Genomic DNA, 20061 nt, shown 5'->3' on the forward strand with positions numbered 1-20061 from the left:
GCGGCAGGGGCCCGCGCCGGGGCTGCGGGTGGGGCGGCGCTACGCCGGTCCGGCCTGTGGCAGGACCACCTCGAAGCGGCAGCCTCCGGAGACGTTGCGTACCGCCGCGCGGCCCTCGTGGGCCTCGACGATGCCGCGGACGATGGCGAGGCCGAGGCCCGCGCCCGCCGGGGGCGTACGGGCGTGGGTGCCGCGCCAGCCCGTGTCGAAGACCCGGCCCAGGTCCTCCTCGGGGATGCCGCCGCAGCCGTCCGTCACCGACAGCACGACGCCGTCGTCCGAGGACTCCGCCGCGACGGCGACCGTACCGTCGGCCGGAGTTCGCCGGATCGCGTTGACCAGCAGGTTCCCCAGGACCCTGCTCATCTCCTTGCTGTCGACCTCGATCGGCACCGCGTCGATGCGCCGCCCCACGAGCCGCACGCCGTGCTCCCGCGCCAACGGGTCCGCCCCGGCGAGCGCGTCACCCACGAGGTCGTACACGGAGATCCGCGACAGCGACAGGGCGAGCGCGCCCGCGTGGATGCGGGAGAGTTCGAAGAGGTCGCCGACCATGCCGTTGAGGCGCTCCACCTCCGTGCGGATCTGCCGCAAATAGCGGTCGGGCTCCGCCGCCACGCCGTCCTCCAGGGCCTCCGCCATGGCCCGCAGGCCCGCGAGCGGCGTCCGCAGGTCGTGCGAGATCCAGGCGACCAGCTCGCGGCGGGAGCTCTCCAGGGCCCGCTCGCGCTCCCGGGACTCGGCGAGCCGCGCGCTGGTCGACTCCAGCTCCCGGGTGAGGGCGGCGAGTTCGGCGGTCGCGGGCTCGTCGGGCGCGGCGAAGCTGCCGCCCGTGCCGAAGGAACGGGCCGCGAGCGTCAGCGCCCTGCTGCGGGCCACTACCCACCGGCCGAGCAGCAGTGCGGTGGCCAGCGACACCGCGGCGGCCATGGCGACGACCACGGTGACCACGGTCAGGTCGTGCCGGGACAGGAACATCTGCCAGGCCACGGCCAGCGTCCCGGCGAGCATCGTGGTCACGGCCACGGCCACGACGACGGTCAGGGACACGACGAGGGAGCGGTGCCGCAGCAGGCGCAGGGCGAGGGCGCCGAGCAGTCCGGCGGCTACGGCGCCGAGGAAGGCGTAGACGGCGATGAGGAGGATGTCGTTCATGGGTGGGGGGGGCTCCCGCCGGGCTTGGTGTGCGGGGCCGCGACCGCGTGGGCCGGGTCCGCGGCCGTCTTCGGGTCCGCGCCCGCAACCGACCGCGGAGCCGCGCCCCCACCCGCCTGCGGAGCCGCGCCCGAGCCCCTCTCCGAGGCCGAATCCGCTCCCGGCCCCGAGGCCGTGTCCGCACCCGTCCCTGGATCCGCCTCCGCACCCCGCTCCGGATCCCCGCCGTCGAGGCGATACCCGACCCCCCACACCGTCTGGATCAGCCGCGGCGCCGCCGGGTCGTCCTCCACCTTTCCGCGCAGCCTGCGCACATGGACCGTCACCGTGGACAGGTCGCCGAAGTCCCAGCCCCACACCTCCCGCATCAGCTCCTCCCGGCCGAAGGCCCGCCCGGGGTGGCACAGGAAGAACGCGAGGAGGTCGAACTCCCGTACCGTCAGGGCGAGTTCGGCGCCTTTCTTGGTGGCGCGGCGGCCCTCCGGGTCGAGGCTGAGGCCCGCCGCGCGAAGCAGCGAGCCGCCGGGGCGCGGGCGGGGCGCGGACGCCTGACTGCGGCGCAGCACCGACTCCACCCGCAGCACCAGCTCACGCGGGCTGAACGGCTTGGTGACGTAGTCGTCGGCGCCTATCTCGAGGCCCAGGATCCGGTCGTCCTCGTCGCCCCGAGCCGTCAGCATGATCACGGGCACGGGCCCCCGCGCCCGGAGCCTGCGGCACACCTCCAGGCCGTCCATGCCGGGCAGCATCAGGTCGAGCACGACGAGGTCGGGCCAGCGGGCACCGGCGCGCTCGAGGGCGGCCGGGCCGTCCTCCGCCTGCTCCACCTCGTACCCGGCGCGGTCCAGATAGCCGGTGACGACCTCGGCGACGGTGCGGTCGTCGTCCACGACGAGGACGTGGGCGCCGGGGCCAGGGGCGGCGCCCACGCCAGAGCCGGGTCCGGTGCCGGTGCCGGGGCGGGGTCCGGGTCCGGTGCCGGAGCCGAGGCCGGGTCCGGGGCGGGGGCCAGGTGCGGTGCCGCCGACCCCCGGTCCGCTGCCGGGGGTCACGGGCTCGCGGGCCCCGGACCCCGAGGGTGCTGTGTCCATGCGACAAGCCTCGCACCACACCCCCGCGCGCGAGGCCCGGAAGCCGCCGCGGCCTGCGGCTGTCCTCGTTTCGTAAGGACTGGCGGCCGCTCGCGGGCAGGGGCGGACGGCGTCGGCGAGGGCCCGGCGTCGCCCCCGTGCCACGCGGATCCGGCGTCCGTGTTTCGTAAGGACGCGGCACCCTTTTTGCCCCTTTTCGCTTCGTAGGGTGAATGCCGTGAACCCCTCCTCCCCCGCCATCCGTGGCCCCCTCGGCGACCCCCCGTCCCCGGCCTCCGCGCCCCCGCGCCCCGCCGCGCCGCCTCGACCCGCGCGGGCCGACATCGTCCTCCCCTGCCTCAATGAGGCCGCCGCGCTGCCGTGGGTGCTCGCGCACGTCCCGGCGGGCTGGCGCGCCATCGTCGTGGACAACGGTTCCACCGACGGCTCCGCGGAGTTGGCGCGCTCGCTCGGGGCGACCGTGGTGCGGGAGCCAAGGCGCGGTTTCGGCGCCGCCTGCCACGCGGGGCTCACCGCGGCGGACGCGGACGTGGTCTGCTTCTGCGACTGCGACGCGTCCATGGACCCGCGCGAGCTCGAACCGTTCGTACGCGAGGTGGCCGCGGGCCGCGCCGATCTCGTCCTCGGCCGTCGGCGCCCCCAGGCACGCGGCGCCTGGCCACCTCACGCGCGCGCGGGCAACCTCGCGCTGGCCCGGATGCTGCGCCGCCGCACCGGCCTGCGCCTGCACGACCTGGGCCCGCTGCGGGCGGCCCGCCGCGCGGACCTGCTGGCCCTGGCCCTGTCGGACCGGCGCAGCGGCTATCCGCTCCAGATGGTGGTGCGGGCCGCGGACGCGGGCTGGCGGATCGAGGAGCGGGACGTGCCCTATCTGCCGCGCACCGGAAAGTCGAAGGTCACCGGTACGTGGCGGGGCACCTGGCAGGCGGTACGGGACATGCGCGCCGTACTCGCCGAACCTCCGGGCACGGGGGCGCGACCGACGCGGGAGGGGCGGGAGGGCTCGACGCGATGACCCCCGACCTCACCCTCCTGATCATCGCCAAGGCCCCCGTCCCCGGCCGCGTGAAGACCCGGCTCACCCCGCCCTACACGCCTGAGGAAGCCGCTCGGCTCGCCGAGGCCGCGCTCGTCGACACCCTGCACGCCGTGCTCACCGTGCCCGCGCGGCGGCGTGTGCTGGTGCTCGACGGGGCGCCGGGGCGCTGGCTCCCGGACGGCGTCGACGTGGTGCCGCAGTGTGCGGGCGGGTTGGACGAGCGGCTCGCCGGGGCGTTCGGCGCCTGCGCGGGGCCGGCGCTGCTCGTCGGCATGGACACCCCGCAGGTCACCCCGGCGCTGCTCGCGCCCGCGCTCGCCGCGGACGCCTGGCGCGACGCCGACGCCTGGTTCGGCCCGGCGGCGGACGGCGGGTTCTGGGCACTGGGCCTGGCCGCGCCCGATCCGGGGCTGCTGCGGGGCGTGCCGATGTCCACGCCGACGACGGGGGCCGTCCAGCGCGCCCGCCTCACCGCCGCGGGCCTGCGTGTGCGGGACCTGCCGGTGCTGCGGGACGTCGACACGGCGTCCGACGCGGCGGCGGTCGCGGGGGCAGCGCCGGACACCCGGTTCGCGGCGGAACTCGCCCGCCTGGCCGGGGCCGGGCGCCGATGAGCACGGTCGTGCCGCCCCCGGACGCGGTCCCCTCGTGGTGCGCGGGGCCGTACGCCGACGCGCTGCGCGCCGGGCGCGGCCCGCTGTTCCTGCGCCGCACGGACGGCTGGCTGCTGCCGCTTGACGTGGAGCGCTGGTGCGCGGCGCCCGACCCGGCCGACCTGTCGGCGCTGCGCCACTGCACGGGGCCCGTCCTCGACATCGGCTGCGGCCCGGGCCGCCTGGTGGCCGCGCTCGCCGCCCTCGGCCGGCGCGCACTCGGCATCGACGTGAGCGAGGCGGCGGTCCGGCACACGGTGGGGCTCGGCGGGACGGCGCTGCGCCGGTCGGTGTTCGAGACGCTGCCGGGCGAGGGGCGCTGGGGCACCGCGCTGCTCATGGACGGCAACATCGGCATCGGGGGCGACCCCGCCGCGCTGCTCGCGAGGGTGGCCGAACTCCTCGCGCCGCGCGGTCTTCTGATCGCCGAGACCGCGCCCGTCGACGTCGACGAGCGGGTGTGCGTGCACCTCGACGACGGCCGGGGGCAGTCCGATCCCGACGAGGTGTTCCCGTGGGCCAGGATCGGCACGCCCGCGCTGCTCGGTCACTCCCGCGCGGCGGGCTGGCAGGTCGCCGACCAGTGGTCGACGGGCGGCCGCCGCTTCGTGGCGCTGCGCCGCCGGTAGCCGCGCGAGGGGGCGGACGGGCGTGGGGCGTACCGGATCCGCGCCGGGCGGGCGCCGCACACACTCCCCCCCCCGCACCGCACACAACCCCACCGCACATCAGCCCCGCCTCGCGCCCGCCTCCGGCCCCGCTCCCGCCTCGCGCCCGGTGCCTGCCTCCCGCCCGACCCCCGTATCCCGCCCCGGCCGCGACGCCGACCACCCGCGCAGCACGCACCACAGCGCCGACCCCGCGAACAGTGCCGCCGTCACGAGCAGCCAGCGCGTCAGGAACACGTCGGCGGGCAGGGTCGTCGACCGTTCGTAGCGCGGGACCTGACGTGTGATCAGCGGGTACCAGACCAGCAGGAGCAGCAGCGAGAGCGCCGCCGGGACGCGGACGTACATCGTCCGCTCCCGGCGCCCACCAACACGCCCGCCGACCAGCGCCGTCACCGCGCGGTCGGCGGCCGCGTACACCGGCACCAGGACCAGGTCGTGCAGCAGCGCCGCGCCCACGAACCACACCGTGACCATGAGCCAGTCGTCGGCGAGCAGCCGCACACCCGCGTAGAGCGCGAGCGCGAACGAGGCGAGCAGCAGCAGAAGGTGGAGCGGGCCTTCCCCGTACCAGCGCCGCAGCAGGGAGGTCACCTGCTTCATCTGCTTCACCTGCTTCATCACAGTTCTCCGAAGGTCAGCCGGGACACCCATTTGGTGTTCAGTACGCCGGGTGCGGCGGGCACGATGACGCGGGCCGGGTAGCCGTGGTCCGGCGTCAGATCGGCGCCGTTGACGCGCAGCGCCAGCAGGGAGCGGGTGTCGCGCACCTGGTTGTCGCGCAGGGCGGCCTTGCGGAAGGCGCCCCGGAGTTGGAGGGATTCCACGAGCACGCCGGGTACGTCGGCGGCGTTCCCGTCGTATCCGGCGAGCGCGGCGAGGTCCCGCAGACGTACGCCGCTCCACTCCTGGTCGGACGTGGACCAGCCCTCGACGCAGGCGATGGGCAGGTCGGCGGTGTGCTGGGCGAGGTCGAGGAGGTCGGCGCGGGTCAGGCGCAGGGTGCGGCCGGGGCCCGCGACGACGAGGCGCCAGGACGCGCCGGTGCGGTCGGGGCCGACTCCCACGGACCGGGCGGTCTTGTTGATCTGGAAGGCGCCGGGCCCCCGGCCGGGGTCGTCGCCACCGTGCGGGGCGAACAGCGCCGTGGCGCGCGGCCATCCGTCGAAGCTCTGCCCCGCCGTCGTGGTGAACAGCAGCAGCGAGCCCCCGCCGACGAGGCCGAGCGCACCGCGCCGGGACACGGTGGGCTCGGCGGGCCGGGGCGCGGCAAGCCCGTCCCCGCCCTCGGCACCGCCGTCCGCCTCGCGCCCGGCACCCCCGTCCGCGCCACGCACCTCCCGCGTACGCAGCCGCTCCCGCAGCCCGCCCGCGCGCAACACCCGCACCGTCTGCGGCAGTTTGAGCGCCGCGTGCGCGACGAAGGCGGCGAAGAACACCCACGCGCCGTAGAAGTGCAGCGGGTAGAAGGACCCCGGGAAGACGTACTCCAACTGGACGTTGAGGACGCCGGTGGCGAACACGAAGAGCGCGCCGCCCACGAGCAGCAGCAGCGAGAGCCGTTCCAGGGCGTGGCCGAGGGACCGCGCGGGCGGCAGCGCGAAGAGCTTGGGGAGCACCGACCACAGCTTGGCGAGGAGCACCGGGATCAGCGTGATCCCGACGGTGACGTGCAGGCCCTGCGTGAGCCGGTACAACCAGTGCGGGTCGGTGGGCCAGGCGAAGAGGTAGAAGCCGAGCAGGCCCTTGTCGGGTGTCTTGTCGTTGACCGGCGCGAGGCCGGGGTTGTACGCGGCGTACGACAGCAGGCCGGTGACGAACAGGAGGGTCACCCCGAACAGGAGCACCGTGCCGAGCACGGCGGTGAACCACGTCCCGCGCAGCGGGCTGCGCCAGAAGCCGGGCGCCGACGGCATGTGGTCCTTGAGCCTCGTCGGCTTCGTCGGCTTCGTCGGCGCTTCGCGGAACGAGGTCCGACGAGGGGTCCTGCGGGAAGGTGGGGGTGCGTCGCGCATGCTGCGTCCTCGGCGGTCCACGCGACGTGGGTCCGTCGCCCTGTCCCGACCGTAAGCCGCGCGACCTGCGGTTCGGCGTCCGCGACAGATGACGAAACGCTGACGGGGCGCCCCGGATCCACAAGATCTGACGGTCCGGTGACGCGGCCCCGCGCGCACACCGTCCGAAGCCTCCGGCGACCTACCGTGCCAAGCGTGAACCACCCCGAACCACGCCACCCCGCACCACACCCGTCCGCACCGCACCCGTCCGGATCACACCGGTCCGGCCCCCGCCGCGACCTCGTAGCCGCCGCCCTCGCCGTCCTCCTCGTCACCGCGGCCGTCGTCGTCGGCCGCTACCTGGAGGACCACGACGGCAGCCTGCACGTCAACTGGCCTCCCCTGTACGCCAAGTGGGACCCGCACCTCGGCCCGGGAACCCCGGCCGCGCTCGCCGTGGCCGCGGCCGTCGTCGCGTACGGGCCCGCGCTCGCCGCACGCCTGCCCTGGCGGGCGCTGCTCGCGGCCGCGTGGGCGGCCGCCACCGCGTGGATCTGGTCCCTCGCCCTGGTCGACGGCTGGCATCGGGGCGTCGCCGAGCGCCTCACCACGAAGTACGAGTACCTGCGGGTGATCGACCGGTTCGACGACATCCCGGCGGCGCTGCGGGAGTTCACGCGGCACATCGTGCAGGTGCCCGGCGAGTACCACTGGCCCGCGCACACCGCGGGCCATCCCCCGGGCGCGCCCCTGACGTTCGTCCTCCTGGACCGGATCGGCCTGGGCGGCGGCGGATGGGCGGGCGCGTTCGTCATCACGGCGGGCGGTACGGCGGTGCTCGCCGTGCTCCTGACGGTACGGGCCCTCGCGGACGAGTCGACGGCCCGCCGCGCGGCGCCGTTCCTGGTGCTCGCGCCCGCCGCCGTGTGGACGGGGGCGTCGGCGGACGGCTACTTCGCCGCGGTCACGGCCTGGATGACGGCGCTGCTCGCCCTGGCCGCGACGCGCACGACCCGCCACCCCGCCCTCGCCGCCACCGGTGCCGGTCTGCTGTTCGGCCTGGCCTGCTATCTGTCGTACGGCCTGACGCTCTTCGTCCTGATCGCCGCCGGTGTCGTGCTCGTCGCCCGGACAGCGCGCCCGCTGCCGTACTTCGTAGCGGGAGCGGCGGTGGTGCCGCTGGTGTTCACGGCGTTCGGCTTCAACTGGTGGGAGGCGTACCACCTGTTGGTGGACCGCTACTACCAGGGGGCGGCGGGCGTGCGGCCGTACTGGTACTGGGTGTGGGCCAATCCGGCGTGCACGGTGTTCGTCGTCGGGCTCGCGACGGTGGCCGGGCTGCGGCGGACGCTCGCGGTGGCACCGGGCGCGGTGCGCCGCCGCCGCACCCGGGACTCCACGGCGGCCGACCGCCTCGTGGGCCTGGCCCTGGCGGCCCTCCTCGCGGTCGCCGCCGCGGACCTGTCCGGCATGAGCAAGGCGGAGACGGAACGCATCTGGCTGCCGTTCGCGCTCTTCCTGCTGCCCGCGGCGGCGCTGCTGCCCCGCCCGTCCGCGCGGGCGTGGCTGACGGCGCAGGCGGTGCTCGCCCTCGCCGTCAACCACCTTCTGTTCACCGGCTGGTGAGCCCGGCCGGGGCGAGCGGGGCCGCGGTCAGACGCGGTCGGTGATCCGCTCCAGCGGTACGTACTTGAAGTTCTGGTTGCCACTGGAGCCGGGTGCGCCGTTGGAGCCGTCCTGGCAGATGAACACGCCCTTGGGGAACGCGGAGCCGAGGCCCGTGGCGGTGGCGTCGATGCCGTCGGTGTCCTCGCAGTCGTCGGCGGCGGTGCCGGACGCGACGCCGAAGCGGCCGAGGTAGGCGCCGCTGCGCCGGTCGTACACGGTGAAGTCGTTGCTGCCCTGCGAGGAGACGAACAGGCGGTTCCCGGCGGCGGCGATGCCCTCGGTGTCGGCGGTCAGGTGACCGCCGGAGCCGGTGGAGTCGAGCTTGGTGCGGGCGGTCCCCGCGCCCGGCTCGGCGCCGTACACCCACACGCCGACGTCCTCCTCGCCGAGGTAGAGCTTGCCGGTGCTCTCGTCCGCGTAGCAGCCCTCGACCGCGGACCCGGCGTCGAAGAGCCGCACGGAGGTCGCCGTCACCGTGTCGCCGCTGACGGCGAGTTCCCACTGCTCGACGCGGCCCGAGGTGGAGTTCGGGTAGGCGTAGAGCTTCCCGGACTGCGGGGATTCGTACAGGCAGACGCCGTGCGCCGTGACCTCGGTCGGCACGTCCTTGAGGTGCTTGAGGCGTCGCGTCGCGGGGTCGATCCGGTACACGTGCAGCGCGCCGTCGCCGCCCGCCGCCTCGTCGTCCGCGGACACGACGACGTTGCCGCGTACGTCGACGTTGTTGCCGTGGTCCCCGTCGACCCGCTGGAGGCGCGCGCCCTTGAGGTCGTAGACCTCCAGCGCGCCCTTCTTGTCCGTGCCCACCACGACGGACTTCGCCGGGTCGTCCGGGTGCACCCAGATCGCCGGGTCGTCGGCGGCGTCCCCGCTGTGCGACACCGGCGCGGTCTCCACCGTCGCGGTCACGTCGAAGTCCGCGGCGGCCCGCGCGGGCAGCGCGGCCTGGAGGACGAGCGCGGCGGCACCGGCCATGGCACTCGCGGAGAGCAGGGAGGTACGGAGCTTTCGGGTGACGGGCACCGGTGGTCCTCTTTCGTAGGGGGTGGACGAGCGGGACGAGCGTGCCAGCGGTGCGCTAGCGCCCCGTGAACACGAGTTGAACGTACGCGGTCACGCACCGTGGCTACGAGAGGGCGCCCCGCCCGTGCTCCCCGGCCGCCTCCGCCGACGCCGCGTCCACACCCGCGCACACCGCAGCCCACGCCTGCGCCGCGAGCATCTTGCGGTCGTGCCCGTGCAGCGGCTCGTGCGCGGTGACCCGCACCGTGAGTCCCCGCGCGACCGCCACCCGCCGCAGCGACCCCCCGAAGCCCTCGTCCGCGAGGAACGCCGCCGCCGTACTCGCCGCACCGCCCTGCCGGTACGCCACCGTCACCGGCCGCACCGGCACGCCCGCGTCCACCGCGGCCTGGAACGCGGCCCGCCGGAACCTCCCGGAGCCGACCGAGCACCACGTGGTGGCCTGCGGGAACACGAGCACCGACCGCCCGGACGCCAGCGTCTTGGCCAACTCGCCGACCATGAGCGGAAGTTCCCTGCGGCCGCCCTCGCGGTCGATGAACTGTGTGCCCATGCGGCGGGCGAGCGTGCCGACCACGGGCCAGCGACCGATCTCCTTCTTGGCGACGAAGGACACCGGCTCGACCGCGAGCAGCGCGACGACGTCCAGCCACGAGATGTGGTTGGCGACGATCAGGGTTCCGGTGTCGGTGCCCGGCACGCTCAGCGGCGCGAGGGCCGCCTCCAGGTCGACGCCGAGCGCCCGCAGGACCCGCCGCGCCTGCACGCGCGGCGCCGTGTCCCCCGCGAGGCGTTCCCCCAGGAGCAGGCTGCGCCCGAGCTCCCGGGCGACGGCCGCGTACCGCAGCGCCTCCTCGGGGGGCCCGACCCGGGTCGCGGGCCGTACCGCACAGGCGCGCGGACAGCCCGCGTCCACGGCCCAGGGGTTCACGCGCTCCTCCCCGTCGCGGCGGAGCCACGCTCGGCGTCGCCGAGGAAGAACCGGCGGTGCCGGTCGCTCAGCCGCTCGGTGTCGAGCAGCACGAAGAAGTCGGCGGAGTCGAACTCCGGGTCGTGCGCGGGCGCCCCGCACATCCAGGCGCCGAGGCGCAGATAGCCGCGCAGGAGCGGCGGCAGGTCGGCGTAGGTCGGCCGGTGTCCGGCGGGATCGCCGGGCGTCCACGGGCGGTGCGGGTGCACGCGCAGCTCGGGCGGCGAGACGTGCTTGGCGGTGCCGAGCAGCCAGGCGCTCGCGGCCGCCGTGCCGCCGTCGGCGAGCGGCACGGAGGCGCAGCCCGCCAGGTAGCGGTGGCCGGAGAGCAGCACATAGCGGGCGAGGGCCGACCACATCAGGTTGATCACGGCGCCGGAGCGGTGATCCGGGTGCACGCAGGAGCGCCCGGCCTCGACGGTGGCGGAGCGCAGCGGAAGCAGGACCGAGAGGTCGAACTCGCCGTCGGAGTAGAGGCGTTCGGTGCGCCCGGGCGGGATCAGGCGGTAGGTGCCGACGACGTCGCCGCTGATGGTGTCGGTGATGATCAGGTGGTCCGCGAGCGCGTCGAACGCGTCGATGTCGTGCCCGGGCACGGGGGTGTCGAGCGCGGCGCCCATCTCCTCGCCGAAGACCTGGAAGCGCAGCCGCTGGGCGGCCCGGATCTGCTCCTCGGAGTCGGCGATGGACGGGACGTAGCGCGGGGTGTCGGGGGTGACCGGGGCGCCTGGGGCAGGGGCGGTGGTCGGGGTGACCGGGGCGGCGGGTGCGGCCGGGGTCGCGGGGATGAGGGGTGTCGCGGGGGTGAAGGGTGTCGCGGGCATGACACGTTCTCCGTTCGATGGGGACGGACGGGGAGTCCGCTGAAACCGACGGGCGGGAGTGACAGGAGCGGGGAGGGGGAAGCGGGGCGACACGGGGAAGCGAAGGGAGTGCGGCGATGCGGTGGTACGGGTGAGCGTGCGGCCGACTGCGGGAAAGGCGCCTGTTCAGCACGGTGACCGCCCTGGCTGAACTGCGCACAAGGTGCGCGAGACCGATCGTGCCGACCCTCGTGAGCATCAGGTGAACGGCGGTGGTCGCGCCCAGGCCCGCGCCCCCGGGTACGGTCGTCGCACGCCGGCGGGCGATCCCGTCCGGCGCGGCCACGGGAGGGGCGTTCCGCATGATGGGCAGCAAGCAGCTGAAGATCGGCCTGCGGGTCAAGGATCTCCAGGTCTCCGGCGACCTCTACTTGAAGCTCGGCTTCCGCGAGCTGCCGAACGACGAGCAGCCGCACCTGCGCTATCTCACCTTCGGCCACACCTGGCTGATCCTGACGGCCCGGGAGGCGCACGGGTACTACGACGAGGAGCGCGGCGCGGCGGCCCGCCGGGGCCCGCTCGGCCTCGGCTTCACGCTGGCCGTGCCGACGCCCGACCTCGACGCGGCCCACGCCCTGTGGCGCGCCGAGGGCCTGCCGGTGCTCACGGAGCCCGAGGACACGGACTGGGCACGGATCTTCGTGGGCCTGGACCCGGACGGCTACGAGGTGTCGTTCGAGCAGTTCCACGAGGAGTACCGCGGGACGAGGGGCTGAGGGGCCGTGCCGCATCCGCTGCCGCTCACCGGCATCACGGTCCTCAGCCTGGAGCAGGCCGTCGCCGCGCCCTTCGCGACCCGCCAGCTCGCCGACCTCGGCGCCCGGGTGATCAAGGTGGAGCGCCCCGGCGGGGGCGACTTCGCGCGGCGCTACGACACCACCGTGCACGGCGAGGCCAGCTATTTCGTGTGGCTGAACCGCTCCAAGGAATCGCTCACGCTGGATGTGAAGTCGGCGGCCGGACAGGAGGTCCTGCGCGAACTCCTCGCGGGCGCCGACGTGTTCGTGCAGAACCTAGCGCCGGGCGCGGCCGACCGTCTCGGCCTGGGGGCGGCGGACCTCCAGGCCCGCCACCCGTCCCTGATCACCTGCACGGTCAGCGGCTACGGCACCAGCGGCTCCTGGGCGGACCGCAAGGCGTACGACATGTTGGTGCAGTGCCAGACCGGCCTGCTCTCGCTCACGGGCACACCCGAGGAGGCCGTGCGGGTCGGGATCTCGGTGGCCGACATAGCGGCGGGGATGTACGCCTACAGCGGCATCCTGTCGGCGCTGTTCACGCGCGCGACGACGGGCCGGGCGCCCGCCGTCGAGGTGTCCCTCTTCGACGCGCTTGCCGAGTGGATGAGCCAGCCCGCGTACTACACGCGGTACGGCGGCACGCAGCCCCCGCGCGTCGGCGCCCGGCACGCGACGGTGGCGCCGTACGGCGTGTTCACCGCGGCCGACGGCAAGGAGGTGCTGCTCTCCGTACAGAACGAACGGGAGTGGGCGGCGCTCTGCGAGGACTTCCTCGGGCGGCCCGAGCTGGTGGCCGACCCGCGCTTCGCCGACGGTTCCGCGCGGGTGGCGCACCGCGAGGAGCTGGACGCGGCGATCCAGGCCCGGTTCGCGGAGCTGGACGGCGCGGCGGCGACGGCGCTGCTCGACGCCGCGAACATCGCCAACGCGGGCGTCAACACCGTGCCGGACTTCCTCGACCACCCGGCCCTCACCGAGCGCGGCCGCTGGCGCGAGGTGGGCCTGCCGGGCGCGGCGGCCGCCTTCCAGGCCCTCGTGCCGCCCGCCGACCTGTCCGGGGTGAGCCCGCGCATGGACCCGGTGCCGGGCGTGGGCGAGCACACGGAGCGCATCCTGGCGGAGCTGGGCCGACAGACGGCGGACATCGAGCGGCTGCGCGCCGAGGGCGTCATCTCCTAGGTCCCGGAAGGGTGTTGGCGCCGACCGACGCGGAGGTCAGGACGTCCGCCCCGGCCCGCCCTGTCAGACGCCGAGCCCCTCGATCACCGTCGCGTTCGGCAGCCCCACGAACGCCTTGCCCGGCACGATCAGCTTGCCGCGTCGGCTGCCGCTGCCGATCAGGACGTGCGGCAGGTCCGCCACCGCGGCGTCGACAAGGAGCGGCCAGGTGTCGGGGAGGCCGATGGGGGTGATGCCGCCGTACTCCATGCCGGTCTCGCCGACGGCGGTGTCCATCGGTGCGAACGACGCCTTGCGGGCGCCGAGTTGGCGGCGTACGACGCCGTTGACGTCGACGCGCGCCGCCGACAGGACCAGGCACGCGGCGAGCGTCGTCTCGCCCCCGCGCTTGCCCGCGACGACGACGCAGTTCGCGGACCGGGCGAGCAGTTCGGGGCCGTAGTGCTCCACGAACGTGGCGGTGTCGGCCCACTGCGGGTCGGTGTCGACATGGATCAACTCGTCGGCAGGGACAGCCCCGCTCCAGCCGCGGACGGCGGCGGCGACGGGGGCGACAAGGAGGTCGAGGGCTTCTGGGGCGGTGCGGACTACGTCGAAGTCACCGAGAGGAGCGCGCATGGCGGCACGGTAACTCAGTACGCTCCCGCGTGAGCGGGCGGGACCGACACGGCCATCGTCATCTCGACCGGCTCCGCACCCTTGTTGTGATACCCGTGCGCCACATTGGCCTCGAACGACGCCGCCGACCCGGCCGCCACGAGGTGCTCCTCGCCGTCCACGACCAGGGTCAGCTCGCCGGACCTGACGTGCAGCAGCTCCATCGTCCCCGGCGGGTGCGCGTCGGAGTCGCTGCCGTCGCCCGGCATCAACTGCCACGTCCACAGCTCGAAGGGGCCCCGCGACTCGGTCCCGACCAGGAGCGTCGTGCTGCTGCCCGCCTCCGTGGACCACATCCGCACGGCCTGCTCGGGCGGCACAAGCCGCACGTGCGACCCCTGTTCGTAGTCGAGCAGGGTGGTGATGCTGACGCCGAGCGCGTCCGCGAGCTTGACCGTGATGCCCACGGAGGGGTTCGTACGGGCCTGCTCGATCTGGATGATCATGCCGCGGCTGACGCCCGCGCGGGCCGCGAGCGCGTCGAGCGTGAAGTTCCGTTCGGTGCGCCAGCGCTTGAGGTTGCGCGCGAGCGACTGAGTCAGCTGGTCGAGGTCCGACACATTCCGTCCAATATTTTGGATGACAGAGTTCACTGTACTGAACTACGGTGTGGTGCACCTGATGGTTCCCGAAGGTTCACCACACTGTACTGCGAGGCTTCCCATGACGGGACTGACAGCACTGTTCGCCCTGGCCACCAGCCTGCTGTGGGGCCTCGCCGACTTCGGCGGCGGACTGCTGACCCGACGCATCCCGGCGCTCACGGTGGTCGTCGCCTCCCAGTGCGTCGCGGTGGCCGTCCTCGGCGTGATCGTGGTCTCCACCGGCGCCTGGAGCGAGTGGGGCCCGCAGCTGTGGTTCGCGGTCGGCGCGGGGCTCGTCGGCCCGGTCGCGATGCTCGCCTTCTACAAGGCCCTCGCGCTCGGCCCCATGGGCGTCGTCTCGCCGCTCGGCTCGCTCGGCGTGGCCGTGCCGGTGGGCGTCGGGCTCATGCTGGGCGAGCGGCCGGGCCTCGGGCAGTTCGCGGGCATCGCGGTGGCCGTCGTGGGCATCGTCCTCGCGGGCGGCCCGGAGCTGCGCGGCGCCCCGGTGCAGCGGCAGGCGGTGCTCCTGACCCTCCTCGCCGCGTTCGGCTTCGGCGCGGTCATGGCCCTCATCGCGGAGGCGTCGAGCAGCGTCACCGGCCTGTTCCTGGCGCTGTTCGTGCAGCGCGTGACCAATGTGCTCGCGGGCGGCACGGCGCTGTACGTCTCCGTGCGGCGGGGCGCCGTCGCGCTCCCCGAGGGCCGGGGAATGGGCGTCATCCGGTCCGCGCTGCCCGCGCTCGCCTTCGTGGGCCTCGCGGACGTCGCCGCCAACGGGACGTACGCGATGGCGGCCCAGCGCGGGCCCGTCACCGTCGCCGCCGTGCTCGCCTCGCTCTACCCGATCGTGACGGCGCTCGCGGCGCGCGGCCTCCTCAAGGAACGGCTGCGCGGGGTGCAAGCCGCGGGGGCGGGCCTTGCGCTGGTGGGCACAGTGCTGCTGGCGACGGGCTGAGCCGCGGCAGCGCGCCGCCGGATGTGCCACACCGGGCCGTCGTGCGCCCGCAGGTCCGTCGTGGCTGGTCGCGCCCACGCGGCGGAGCCGCAGATCGACACAGCCCCTCGCCCCTTCAGGGCGCCACCGGGACCGCTCAGACGTTCCCCTCGACCTCGGCCAGCCGCGCCGCTTCCAGGTCGGTCAACTCGCCCAGCGCGAGAAGCTGTTCCGGCGTGATCCCCTCGGGTATCGGAACCGGCGCCGGAGTCCGCAGCGGCGGCTCCCAGCCCCGCTCCGCGCACCACGTCCGCACGACCCGGGCGGGCGCCCCGGCCACCACCGCGTGGTCGGGCACCTCGCCCCGCACCACCGCACCGGCGGCGACAACCACATTGCGGCCGATCCGGGCCCCGGGCAGGATCACGGCGCCGGTGCCGACCCAGCAGCCGGGCCCGATCTCGACGGGCTCCATCCGCGGCCACTGCTTGCCGATCGGGGTATGGGGGTCGTCGTAGGAATGGTTCGTCGAGGTCACGTACACATACGGACCGAAGTAGCAGTCGTCGCCGATGGTCACCGTCGTGTCCGCGATGACATGGCTGCCGCGGCCGAGCACGACGCCGTCGCCGATGCGCAGGATCGGGTCGGGGCCGAGGTCGAGGTCGGGCATCAACCCGGCGGTCAGCGTGACCTGTTCGCCGACGACGCAGTGCGCGCCGAGCCGGATCCAGGGCGCTCCGAAGACCGTGCCCTGCGGGAACGCGAGGCGCGTGCCCTCGCCGATCGCGCCGAACCGCAGCCGTCCGGGCCGCCGCGCGGTGACGGCGCCGGTGCGCTGCACCCAGTCCCACCCGGCGTGGACGGCGCGCTGCGCCACGCGGCGCCGCCAGGCGGCCAGCGATGAGAACACGTTCTTGTTCCTGGGCACCCGCTCACGTTACTCAGCCGGGCGCGCGCCGAGCACGCCGACGACCTGTGATCTTCACCCCACACGGCGGCGGCCGCCCCGCCGTCCCGTACGGTTCGCTCAGGCGCGACACGGGGACGACGACGCGATGCCGCCACCCGCGGCACGGGTAGGCACGGGAAAGCACGGGAAAGCACGGGAAAGAGGGAGCGAGCCGATGAGCCAGCAGGCACTCGTCATGGGCTTGGCCGGCAAGGAGCCGAAGGTCGACCAGGAGGCCTTCACCGCACCCACGTCGGTGGTGATCGGCGAGGTGACGCTGAGCGCGGGCGCGAGCACCTGGTACGGCGCGGTGCTGCGCGCCGACTGCGGGCCCATCGAGATCGGGGCCGACAGCAACATCCAGGACAACTGCACCCTGCACGTCGACCCGGGCTTCCCGATGTCGATCGGCGAGCGCGTCTCGGTCGGCCACAACGCGGTCCTGCACGGCTGCACCGTCGAGGACGACTGCCTCATCGGCATGGGTGCGACGGTCCTCAACGGCGCCGTGATCGGCGCCGGTTCCCTCGTCGCCGCGCAGGCGCTGGTGCCGCAGGGGATGCGGGTGCCGCCCGGCTCGCTGGTCGCGGGCGTCCCCGCGAAGGTCAAGCGCGAGCTGACCGAGGAGGAGCGCGCGGGCATCTCCCTCAACGGCACGCTGTACGTGGAGCTGGCCAAGGCCCACCGCGAGGCGAACGCGTCCCGGGAGAGCAACGGGCCCCGGGAGAGCTAGGGCCTGTGCCATCGCCCGCCCGGACCGAGGCGGTCCGAGCGGGCGGTGGGTCCGTCAGCCGTCCTGCTTGACGCAGGTCAGGTCCTTGCCCGGCAGCTTGCCGGTGGCCAGGTAGGCGTTGACCCGCGCGTCCACGCAGGCGTTGCCGTAATAGCCGTAGATCCCGTGCCGGTTGGCGCCCTTCAGGGTGATCAGCTTGGAGCTGGGCAGCATGCCGTGCAGCGCCACGGTGCCCTGGTAGTCGCTGCGCGGGTCACCGGTCGCGCCCACGAGCAGCGCCGGGGTGTCGTGCCGGACCTGGGTGGGCTTCTCGCGGGGACGGTCCCAGAAGGCGCACGGGTTGATGTTGTTGGTCAGCGGTCCCATCAGCGGGTGCGCGGCGCGGCTGCGCCGGATGTCCCGCCAGTAGCGCTCCGGGTCGCGCGGGGCGGCCGCGTCGCCGCACAGGATGGCCGTCTGCACGCTGCCGTAGTGCGAGTCCCTGCCGGTGATGTAGGACCGCAGGGCGTCGGTGAACTCCGGGGAGAGCCGGGTCGGTTGCCCCTTGGCCGCCTTGACCAGCACGGACACCTGCTCGCCGAGGGCCGCGCGGGCGGCGTCGGTGTCGTCGGCGATGCCCATGACGAGCAGGGTCGGCACGATGGTGTCGTCGAGCCGGAAGGTGTCGGGCGCGGTGCCGACGGTCAGGCCGCGCGCGGACGCCTCGATGGTCCGGTCGACGGCGGCGAGCACCTGGGCGCGGGTGCGGCCGAGGCCGTACGTGTCGTGCCGCCGCGCCGCCCATCGCGCCCAGTCGGACAGCGCCTGCTCGTTCTCGGCCTCCGTGCCGCGCAGCAGCCGGGGGGTGTAGCGGCGCGGGTCGAGCACCCCGTCGAGGACGACGCGGTCGTAGCGGCCGGGGAACATCTGGGTGTAGACGGTGCCGAGGTAGGTGCCGTACGAGTAGCCCAGGTAGGAGATCTTCCGCTCGCCGAGGGCGGCGCGGATGACGTCCATGTCGCGGGCGGTGTCGCGGGTGCTGACGAAGGGCAGCACGGACTTGTTGGTGGCGCGGCACTTGGCGGCCAGGTCCTTGTGCAGGGCGACCTGCCGGTCGAAGCCCGCGCGGCCGACCCCGGCGGAGAAGATTGCGCTGGAGACGGGCCACCCGCAGTCCAGCGGGGTGCTGCGGCCGACGAAGCGCGGGTCGACGCCGACGATGTCGTAGCGCGCGCCGACGTCCTTCATCGCCTTGCGGATGTCCGGGGCGTCACCGAGCGAAGTGCCCCCGGGGCCACCGCCGTTCAACAGGATCGGGCCGACGCGGTGGCGGGTGTCGGTGGCCTTGATCCGCGATATGGCGACGGTCATGGTGCGGCCGCCGGGGTCGGAGTAGTCGATGGGGACGGTGACGTCCGCGCAGCGGGCACCCGCCTCCTCCAGGGCGTGGCCGGTCTCGTCGTCCGGCCCGAGGACGCAGCTGCGCCAGTCGAGGCGCTGGTCGTGGAAGCGCCCGAGACCGGCGGCGGGAGCCGTGGTGCCCGCGCCGCGCTCCGCCGCGGGGGTCGTGATCGCCGAGGCCAGGGTGGGCGTGGTGGTGAGGCAGGCGGCGAGGGCGAGGCCCACTGCCGAGGTGCGGCGCACGGCGGCGCTGGTGCGTGTCACGGGTTCTCCTTGAGGCGCGAGGTGCGGTCGGGCGGACACAGGGCGGTGTCGACGACGGCCCGGAAGTCCTGTTCGGCGTGTTCGGTGGCGGGCACCTGGTTGAGGGCGAGGGCGACGGTGCGGCCGCCGGGGCCGACCGCGCCGAGGGCCCGGTGCCCGCCGGGAACCGTGCCGCCGTGTCCCCACCAGTGGCCGCCGCACGCCAGCGGCGAGGAGATCAGGCCGAGGCCGTACCGGGCGCCGGGCCAGAGCCGGTCCGGGTCGGCGGGGACGGTGCGCTTCATCTCGGCGAGCCAGCGGGCGGGCAGCAGCTTTCCGCCGAACAGCGCGCCGAAGAAGCGGTTGACGTCGTTGGGCGTCGAGACCAGGGCACCGCCGGCGCCGCCGAAGGTCATGTTCCACTCGGTGCCGTCGACGCGGGCGGGCGCCGTGCCGTCCCGCTCGCCGCCGGCCCGGGAGGGCATCAGGTCGCTCCGCGCCCCGTCCGGGCCGGGGAAGTAACTGCGTGAGTGCCCGCCCCGAATCCGCGTGGCATCGCCCGGCCAATAGGTGTCCCGCAGGCCGAGCTTCCGGATGACACGGCGGTTCACCTCCGCCTCGACGCGGTGCCCGGTGACCTTCTCGACGATGAGCCCCGCGACGACGGTGTTGGTCGTCGCGTAGTGCCACTTCTTGTCCGGGTGCGGCATCGTGAGGGCGGTGGCGATCTGTTCGCGGGGTTCGAAGTGCCGGAAGCGCCACTCGTTCACGGGTCGCTCGGCGAGGGCTTCGACGTAGTCGGGAAGTCCGCTGGTGTGCTGGAGGAGTTGGCGCACGGTGATCTTTCGCCCGTCGTATCCGTTGCCCCGGATCAGGCCCGGCAGATAGCGCTCGACGGGCGCGTCGAGGCCGATCCGGCCCTCCGCGGCGAGTTGCACGACGACGGTGACGGTGAACGTCTTGCTGACGCTGCCGATCCGCAGCCGGTCCCCCGCGTCCATCCGGCGGCCGCTGCCCAGGTCGGCGACGCCCCGTGCGACGGACCAGCGCCCGCAGCGCCGGTCGACCACTTCGGCGGCGACGCCGGGGATGCCGTGGCGGTCGACGAGGGGTCCCAGGGAGCCCTTGACCGCGCCGCGCGCCGCGTCGCAGCCGGGCGGCGGAGCGGGAGTCGGGGCGGGAGTCGGGGCCGCCGGACGGGGCCCGGTGCCGGGTCGGGCCGCCGCGTCCGCCACGGGGACGAGCAGCGTCAACGCCGCCGTCACCACGGCCAACACGGTCGCCCGCCCGGCTCGACGGCGCCCGGGCAAGGGCGATAAGGCCGGCGAAGCCGTCAAGGACGCTCTCTTCTCGGTGCGCTCTACACATGTCATGCCGACCGACGCTAGGGACCTGACAGCCCGCGCTCACTGGAGCCTGCCCCCGGAAGCGGACGGGGGCAGACCCCCCGGACCCGGGGAAGCGCAGGCCACACCCCCTGGCGGGGCCGTGGGCGGACCTGGACGGCGCCGGGCGCGCGGAGGCAGGGGCGG

The 20061-nt window shown here is 74.6% G+C and carries 19 protein-coding genes and 1 pseudogene; 8 read left to right on the top strand and 12 right to left on the bottom strand.

Features of this window, described 5'->3' with window-relative positions; translation table 11 throughout:
• Nucleotides 1-39: 39 nt before the first annotated feature.
• Both ACZ6AA_RS11685 and ACZ6AA_RS11690 read right to left on the bottom strand, forming a co-directional pair.
• Complete coding sequence (locus tag ACZ6AA_RS11685; RefSeq protein WP_468459590.1) at nucleotides 40-1155, bottom strand: sensor histidine kinase; 1116 nt, start codon at nucleotides 1153-1155, stop codon at nucleotides 40-42.
• Nucleotides 1156-1358: 203 nt separating this feature from the next.
• Nucleotides 1359-2246: pseudogene (locus tag ACZ6AA_RS11690) on the bottom strand (response regulator transcription factor); the annotation flags it as partial.
• 322 nt (nucleotides 2247-2568) lie between these two features.
• On the opposite strand from ACZ6AA_RS11690, the gene ACZ6AA_RS11695 reads away from it, so the two are divergent.
• From ACZ6AA_RS11695 to ACZ6AA_RS11705, 3 genes are read left to right on the top strand one after another with little or no spacing between them, the layout of a single operon-like run.
• A complete protein-coding gene (locus tag ACZ6AA_RS11695; protein WP_468482326.1) occupies nucleotides 2569-3261 on the top strand; it encodes a glycosyltransferase family 2 protein in 693 nt (230 codons plus the stop codon).
• Complete coding sequence (locus tag ACZ6AA_RS11700; RefSeq protein WP_471457581.1) at nucleotides 3258-3899, top strand: TIGR04282 family arsenosugar biosynthesis glycosyltransferase; 642 nt, start codon at nucleotides 3258-3260, stop codon at nucleotides 3897-3899. The genes ACZ6AA_RS11695 and ACZ6AA_RS11700 overlap by 4 nt, the downstream gene beginning before the upstream one ends.
• Nucleotides 3896-4567, top strand: coding sequence for a methyltransferase domain-containing protein (locus ACZ6AA_RS11705; RefSeq protein WP_471457583.1), 672 nt, complete (start codon nucleotides 3896-3898; stop codon nucleotides 4565-4567). The genes ACZ6AA_RS11700 and ACZ6AA_RS11705 overlap by 4 nt, the downstream gene beginning before the upstream one ends.
• Nucleotides 4568-4666: 99 nt before the next feature.
• On the opposite strand, the gene ACZ6AA_RS11710 is transcribed toward ACZ6AA_RS11705, so the two are convergent.
• A complete protein-coding gene (locus ACZ6AA_RS11710; protein ID WP_471457585.1) occupies nucleotides 4667-5227 on the bottom strand; it encodes a hypothetical protein in 561 nt (186 codons plus the stop codon).
• A complete protein-coding gene (locus ACZ6AA_RS11715) occupies nucleotides 5227-6522 on the bottom strand; it encodes a molybdopterin-dependent oxidoreductase (RefSeq protein ID WP_471457880.1) in 1296 nt (431 codons plus the stop codon). The genes ACZ6AA_RS11710 and ACZ6AA_RS11715 overlap by 1 nt, the downstream gene beginning before the upstream one ends.
• Before the next feature lie 294 nt (nucleotides 6523-6816).
• On the opposite strand from ACZ6AA_RS11715, the gene ACZ6AA_RS11720 reads away from it, so the two are divergent.
• Complete coding sequence (locus ACZ6AA_RS11720) at nucleotides 6817-8229, top strand: hypothetical protein (protein ID WP_471457587.1); 1413 nt, start codon at nucleotides 6817-6819, stop codon at nucleotides 8227-8229.
• Nucleotides 8230-8256: 27 nt separating this feature from the next.
• Here the strand turns inward: ACZ6AA_RS11720 and ACZ6AA_RS11725 are convergent, their stop codons facing one another.
• The 3 genes from ACZ6AA_RS11725 to ACZ6AA_RS11735 form a co-directional block, all read right to left on the bottom strand.
• The gene (locus ACZ6AA_RS11725; protein ID WP_471457589.1) at nucleotides 8257-9294 is read right to left on the bottom strand and encodes a phytase; all 1038 of its coding nucleotides are present in this window, start codon (nucleotides 9292-9294) and stop codon (nucleotides 8257-8259) included.
• A gap of 103 nt (nucleotides 9295-9397) precedes the next feature.
• Nucleotides 9398-10225 (bottom strand): lysophospholipid acyltransferase family protein, encoded by an 828-nt coding sequence (locus tag ACZ6AA_RS11730; RefSeq protein ID WP_471457591.1) that lies wholly within the window; start codon nucleotides 10223-10225, stop codon nucleotides 9398-9400.
• Nucleotides 10222-11088 carry a GNAT family N-acetyltransferase gene (locus tag ACZ6AA_RS11735; protein WP_468482210.1) on the bottom strand — a complete coding sequence of 289 codons (867 nt, stop codon included), beginning with the start codon at nucleotides 11086-11088 and terminating at the stop codon, nucleotides 10222-10224. The genes ACZ6AA_RS11730 and ACZ6AA_RS11735 overlap by 4 nt, the downstream gene beginning before the upstream one ends.
• A gap of 341 nt (nucleotides 11089-11429) precedes the next feature.
• Here ACZ6AA_RS11735 and ACZ6AA_RS11740 point away from each other — a divergent pair, with 341 nt between their 5' ends.
• Nucleotides 11430-11843: a VOC family protein gene (locus tag ACZ6AA_RS11740; RefSeq protein WP_468482209.1), complete on the top strand. Its 414-nt coding sequence runs from the start codon at nucleotides 11430-11432 to the stop codon at nucleotides 11841-11843.
• A 6-nt stretch (nucleotides 11844-11849) separates the two neighbouring features.
• On the top strand, nucleotides 11850-13046 hold the full coding sequence (locus ACZ6AA_RS11745; RefSeq protein ID WP_471457594.1) for a CaiB/BaiF CoA transferase family protein: 1197 nt from the start codon (nucleotides 11850-11852) through the stop codon (nucleotides 13044-13046).
• Nucleotides 13047-13109: 63 nt separating this feature from the next.
• Here the strand turns inward: ACZ6AA_RS11745 and ACZ6AA_RS11750 are convergent, their stop codons facing one another.
• Nucleotides 13110-13664 carry a YbaK/EbsC family protein gene (locus tag ACZ6AA_RS11750; RefSeq protein ID WP_468459609.1) on the bottom strand — a complete coding sequence of 185 codons (555 nt, stop codon included), beginning with the start codon at nucleotides 13662-13664 and terminating at the stop codon, nucleotides 13110-13112.
• 14 nt (nucleotides 13665-13678) lie between these two features.
• Nucleotides 13679-14263, bottom strand: coding sequence for a helix-turn-helix domain-containing protein (locus ACZ6AA_RS11755; protein WP_471457596.1), 585 nt, complete (start codon nucleotides 14261-14263; stop codon nucleotides 13679-13681).
• A gap of 112 nt (nucleotides 14264-14375) precedes the next feature.
• Here ACZ6AA_RS11755 and ACZ6AA_RS11760 point away from each other — a divergent pair, with 112 nt between their 5' ends.
• Nucleotides 14376-15242, top strand: coding sequence for an EamA family transporter (locus tag ACZ6AA_RS11760; RefSeq protein WP_471457882.1), 867 nt, complete (start codon nucleotides 14376-14378; stop codon nucleotides 15240-15242).
• Nucleotides 15243-15378: 136 nt separating this feature from the next.
• Here the strand turns inward: ACZ6AA_RS11760 and ACZ6AA_RS11765 are convergent, their stop codons facing one another.
• Nucleotides 15379-16152 carry an acyltransferase gene (locus ACZ6AA_RS11765; RefSeq protein WP_468459613.1) on the bottom strand — a complete coding sequence of 258 codons (774 nt, stop codon included), beginning with the start codon at nucleotides 16150-16152 and terminating at the stop codon, nucleotides 15379-15381.
• 196 nt (nucleotides 16153-16348) lie between these two features.
• On the opposite strand from ACZ6AA_RS11765, the gene ACZ6AA_RS11770 reads away from it, so the two are divergent.
• A complete protein-coding gene (locus ACZ6AA_RS11770) occupies nucleotides 16349-16906 on the top strand; it encodes a gamma carbonic anhydrase family protein (RefSeq protein ID WP_468459614.1) in 558 nt (185 codons plus the stop codon).
• A gap of 54 nt (nucleotides 16907-16960) precedes the next feature.
• Here the strand turns inward: ACZ6AA_RS11770 and ACZ6AA_RS11775 are convergent, their stop codons facing one another.
• Both ACZ6AA_RS11775 and ACZ6AA_RS11780 read right to left on the bottom strand, forming a co-directional pair.
• Nucleotides 16961-18550 (bottom strand): alpha/beta hydrolase, encoded by a 1590-nt coding sequence (locus ACZ6AA_RS11775; protein WP_471457599.1) that lies wholly within the window; start codon nucleotides 18548-18550, stop codon nucleotides 16961-16963.
• On the bottom strand, nucleotides 18547-19803 hold the full coding sequence (locus ACZ6AA_RS11780) for a serine hydrolase domain-containing protein (protein ID WP_468482323.1): 1257 nt from the start codon (nucleotides 19801-19803) through the stop codon (nucleotides 18547-18549). Before ACZ6AA_RS11780 ends, ACZ6AA_RS11775 begins: the two co-directional genes overlap by 4 nt.
• Nucleotides 19804-20061 lie beyond the last annotated feature (258 nt).

Source organism: Streptomyces sp. NPDC040610 (assembly GCF_055594065.1).